We start from the raw sequence: 4,718 nt of genomic DNA, 5'->3' as shown, positions 1-4,718 counted from the left end.
AGGATCATACTACTTATATAACAAAAAATTATTTTTTATTATGCTTACATAACAAAAATTTATAGTAAAGGACCACGAACATGCTCGATTTTAGAACGCGTACTTTTTTAACTGTATGTAAACACATGAACTTTACTAAAGCCGCTGAAGAACTATGTATTACACAGCCAGCCGTCTCTCAACATATCAAAATTTTAGAAGACGACTATAAAACTAGATTTTTTTCCTATAAAGGTAAAAAATTAACCTTAACAACTGCAGGAGAGCTTTTTTATAAAACTCTTTCGACCATCACCTATGACGATCAATTATTACGCAAAGAATTACTGCAAGATTCTCCAACGATAGACCATTTATCTTTTGGGGCTACACGAACCATTGGTGAGTTTTATTTACCCGATAAATTAATCCATTTCTTAGAGGAACACCCCAGCATACAAATCTCTATGAATGTGGAAAACACGACGAGCCTCCTAGAAAAATTGCAAAAAGGTGAACTTGACTTTGCCTTAGTCGAAGGCTATTTCCCAAAAACAGAATACAGCTTTATCCCCTACGCAAGAGAAAATTATATTTGTGTAGCTGCTTTTGATTATTCTTTTGAACAAGAGCCTCATTTACTTGAAGATTTATTAAATGAAACAATGATTGTTAGAGAGAAGGGTTCAGGAACACGAGACATTTTAGAAAAAAATTTAGAAGAGAAAAATTTATCTTTAAATGACTTTCATCGACACTTTGAAATTGGAAATATTCGTGTCTTAAAAGAACTCGTATTTAATCATTTAGGAATAACCACGCTCTACGAAGCAGCAGTGACTAAAGAACTGAGTCGTGGACAATTACGCAAGATTGAAATTGAGGACTTGCAAAAAACACATGATTTTTACTTTGTTTGGCGCAAAAATAGTATTTTTTCTGATTTTTATAGAAGAATTGCACAAATGCTTTAGTAAAGAGGTCACATATACAATTATGTTCCATTTCTTATTACCGGACATTTCTCAGCTTGACTTTTGTCCTATTTCTTATTATCGGACATAAGTCAATGGAACTTCTGTCTGTTAGATAGTTATTGGACAAAAGTAGTGGAATCTTATGTCCGTTTGACCTAATATACGACTATTTATTTTAATACCTCTTCAATACAAACACATAAAAAGAAAAACGTAGCGGGAAAGAAAATAATTTACTTCGCTACGTTTTTCCTATGATTCATCATCTGTCATTTCCGCCACATCAAATTGACGTGAATAAGGATTTATATCCAATAAGGGACTTTCGTCTAACGCGTCTATGTCTGTAACCGTTAATTGGGTTTCTTGAACTGAAACCACTTTACATGTACAAAGAGCGCGAAGGATCAAATTTTCCTTTTTCTACTAACTTTTTTGGGTATCATCACCAAAAAAAGCTTTAGCTAATAAAAATCGAGTCAACGCGTATTGATTCAAAATTTCAGCAACACCCATGGACATCCCTAAAATGAACAAAATACCGAAAAGTAAAAACAACAATGTCTGTTCTTCCAAAACGCCAAAAAATTCAAATAAAAAAGGCGTAATTATCGGGAAAAACAGTAGAATAAATGAACCATAAGAAGCAACTTTTGTAATAAAATTTTGCTTTAGTCCCTCCAAACTCATTGCCAAACTATACACTAGAATAAAACAGCCAGCAAAGGGTTCTGTTGCAAAGTTTTAAATAAAGAATAAAATCCCTTACGGTATCTATGATTTAAGCTGGGATTCCCAATAATACCTTGATTTCAGTACAGACCGAAAACCCGAAGAGAGTGCCTTCTTTTCGGGTTTTCTTATATAATCCTCGAATGGCTTCCATGCCTTTAATCGTGGTAGAGGCAGTGCGTAAACTTCGATAGAATTTATTGCGTCTCTTTACTGGACGATGGTCTTGTTAAATCAAATTATTCAGGTATTTAATGGTACGATGTTCTGTCCCTTGATAAAAGCCGTATTCTTTTAGTTTCTTAAAGGCACTTGTAATAGAGGGGGCTTTATCTGTGACTACAACCTTCGGTTCATCAAACTGCTTCACTAACCGCTTAAGAAAAGCATAGGCTGCTTGTGTGTCCCGTTTTTTACGTAACCAAATATCCAAGGTTAAACCATCTGCATCGATGGCTCGATACAAATAATGCCATTTTCCTTTAATTTTGATGTACGTTTCATCCATTTTCCATGAATAAAAGGATTTTTTATTTTTCTTTTTCCAAATTTGATAGAGTAGTTTGCCATATTCTTGCACCCAACGATAAATCGTCGTATGAGAAACGTTAATGCCACGATCATATAAGATTTCTTGAACTTCACGATAGCTAAGGTTATAACGAAGATAGTAGCCCACGGCTACAATAATCACATCCTGCTGAAATTGCTTTCCTTTAAAATGATTCATCGTCATTCCTCCTGCTATCTTTTTCTATTATTCTACCTTATTTGATAGTAGATTTAAAACTTTGCAACAGAACCAAAAAGCTGAACCTCTTGTCAACCAAAAGATTCAGCATTAACCTAAACGTCCCTGAAAGGATTCGAACCTTCGACCTACTGCTTAGGAGGCAGTCGCTCTATCCTGCTGAGCTACAGGGACATAAAAAAGCTACATCCTATTTTATCGCTTTGCTTACGAAAGAGCAAGCCAATTTGACGATAAAATAGGATGTGTTTTAAAAATAGTCTTCTAATATAGGGGATTTTTGCGGTGTCAATTGTTTAATGGGATCTACAATTTTTGGGTCGATCGTTACGAATTCATGGAAGACCAAATCATCTATCGAAAGGTAGCCTAAAAACAGTTGTGTGAATCGCTGTATACTGATTTTTAATTCTGGTAGTTGAGTTGAACTTACTTTGCGAACTTCTTGTTCAGTTTGTATTAATTCAAAAGTTCCTTCATTCCAAGGTGCATATGGATCACTTTCGATCGTAATTGCAAAAGACTCTTTTAAGTTTTTTAAAAGACACTTTTCAACGAAACTTTTTACATCAACAATGCGCGCCATCATTTCTGGTCGAATGGTTGCTTGTGTAATCGGAGTTTCGTTTAAGAAAAATCCCTCATTTTTATCATAGCCTTTTTCAAAAATAATTCGACTGGTCGAGTCTTTATGTGATGCAACATATCGATTTAATCCTTTGTGCGCAGAAGCGGTCAGATTCAACCAACGTAAACAAATAAATTTTCCATCTTCAATTTGATAAACAAGATAGCCCTCTGCCTGGCTCTGTTCATTATAATAGATTGCGAAATAGTAATTGTCTTTGTCATTAAATTTGTAATCATACCACCAATCTTCTCTTAAAAGGCCGCCATGTTTATGTTTGTCAGAATGTTGGTCCACTTGTTTGATGGCACTTTTAGCTTTTTGCCAATCTATGCGACGCACGTAACCAGCTGTCTTAGGACTATCCGGCCATTTCTGGCTTTCTAGGTCATAGCAAATTCTTTCAAAGGTTAATTCATAACCATATTTCCTATAAAATGGATAGGAAAAAGGGTCTAGATAGGAAAGTAATATCCCTTCATTATAGCAATCAAGCAGCAACTGCTGCATCAATTGGTCAATGTTGCCTTGTCCACGAAAGGAAGGATCTGAAGAAACAAAGCCAATCCCCATCATGTCAAACACTTGATTAAATAATTGCACTTTTAAGGGGGTAGCAATCACTTGGCTGGCTAATTGTTTTTCAAAAAAGGCTGCGTATACGATAGAGTGTTGACTTAATTGATAAAATTTTTCGCGGTGTTGCTTGTCATCGGCAAAACGAAAAGCATATTGGGCTAATTGATAACTGTCTGCAAAATTTTCTTTCTGTAATTTTTCTATTGTCACTTACTCACCTCATTGTCTTTTAAAAAAAAGCAAAGATAGACGGTTTAAGCCGCCTATCTTATTTTATTATTGTTCTGCGGCTTTTTTCAATTCTTGATCCACTCCCAGTTTAACAAATGGTACGTAAATGACAACCGATAGAATCAAGTTAACAGCAGCAAGAACAGCTCCAGCAAAACTTTGGGTAGCTAAAAATCCTCCAATAACTGGGGGCGTAACCCAAGGTGGCATGAAAGTAGCTACAGGAACGATTCCTAAACTTGTAGCAAAATAGGCTACGGACACCAAAACCATTGGGACTACGATAAATGGAATAAACATAATGGGATTTAATACAATAGGAAGTCCAAACATCATAGGCTCATTAATATTAAAAATTCCAGGACCTACGCTCAAGTTATTCACAACTTTATATGCTTTGTTTTTTCTTCCCACTAAATAAATAGCAATGATCAAACCTAATGTAGCACCGGTTCCTCCTAGGTTAACAAAGGAATCAATAAAGGGTTTATTGACAATATAAGGAGCAACATCGCCATTAGTAATAGCATTTACGTTGGCTTCAATAGCGGGTGCATTAATGGTTTGCATAAACGGATCGATCATATTGGCTCCGTGTAAACCAAAGAACCATAAAAATGGTGTAATAAAAGCAATTAATAAAGCGGACCAATAAGTGCTAGCCATGCCCATAAATGGTTGTTGCACTGCCTCATAAAATGAATTAATAATATCTTCGACGCCAAAAGCAGCAAAAATAGCCGACACGAAACCAAAAAGCGTAATAACAATCATTGCTGGCAGTAAAGCGGCAAAAGATTTCGCTACTGCTGGTGGTACACCATCCGGCATTTTAATGACT

5 protein-coding genes, 1 tRNA gene and 1 pseudogene are annotated in these 4,718 nt (G+C 35.5%); 1 reads left to right on the top strand and 6 read right to left on the bottom strand.

Translation table 11 applies throughout. The features are described 5' to 3' along the window. Positions 1 to 80: 80 nt before the first annotated feature. On the top strand, positions 81 to 953 hold the full coding sequence (locus TS1_RS11915; RefSeq protein WP_068710697.1) for a LysR family transcriptional regulator: 873 nt from the start codon (positions 81 to 83) through the stop codon (positions 951 to 953). A gap of 255 nt (positions 954 to 1,208) precedes the next feature. On the opposite strand, the gene TS1_RS12485 is transcribed toward TS1_RS11915, so the two are convergent. The 6 genes and pseudogenes from TS1_RS12485 to TS1_RS11890 form a co-directional block, all read right to left on the bottom strand. Next, the gene (locus TS1_RS12485; RefSeq protein ID WP_083498318.1) at positions 1,209 to 1,367 is read right to left on the bottom strand and encodes a TrmO family methyltransferase domain-containing protein; all 159 of its coding nucleotides are present in this window, start codon (positions 1,365 to 1,367) and stop codon (positions 1,209 to 1,211) included. 15 nt (positions 1,368 to 1,382) lie between these two features. After that, a complete protein-coding gene (locus tag TS1_RS11910) occupies positions 1,383 to 1,646 on the bottom strand; it encodes a hypothetical protein (RefSeq protein WP_068710696.1) in 264 nt (87 codons plus the stop codon). A gap of 91 nt (positions 1,647 to 1,737) precedes the next feature. After that, positions 1,738 to 2,418 (bottom strand): annotated as a pseudogene (locus tag TS1_RS11905) (IS6-like element IS1216 family transposase). 121 nt (positions 2,419 to 2,539) lie between these two features. Continuing rightward, a tRNA-Arg gene (locus TS1_RS11900) sits at positions 2,540 to 2,613 on the bottom strand. Between the two features lie 76 nt (positions 2,614 to 2,689). After that, positions 2,690 to 3,856, bottom strand: a complete 1,167-nt coding sequence (locus TS1_RS11895) for a GNAT family N-acetyltransferase (RefSeq protein ID WP_068710695.1) — start codon at positions 3,854 to 3,856, stop codon at positions 2,690 to 2,692. Positions 3,857 to 3,922: 66 nt separating this feature from the next. After that, the coding region (locus TS1_RS11890; RefSeq protein WP_068710694.1) for a PTS sugar transporter subunit IIC at positions 3,923 to 4,718 on the bottom strand (796 nt) is incomplete at its 5' end.

This window comes from Tetragenococcus solitarius NBRC 100494 (assembly GCF_001544195.1).
Taxonomy (GTDB): domain Bacteria; phylum Bacillota; class Bacilli; order Lactobacillales; family Enterococcaceae; genus Tetragenococcus; species Tetragenococcus solitarius.
Note: the sequence above shows the minus strand (reverse complement) of the source record. Positions and strands in the feature narration are given on the sequence as shown.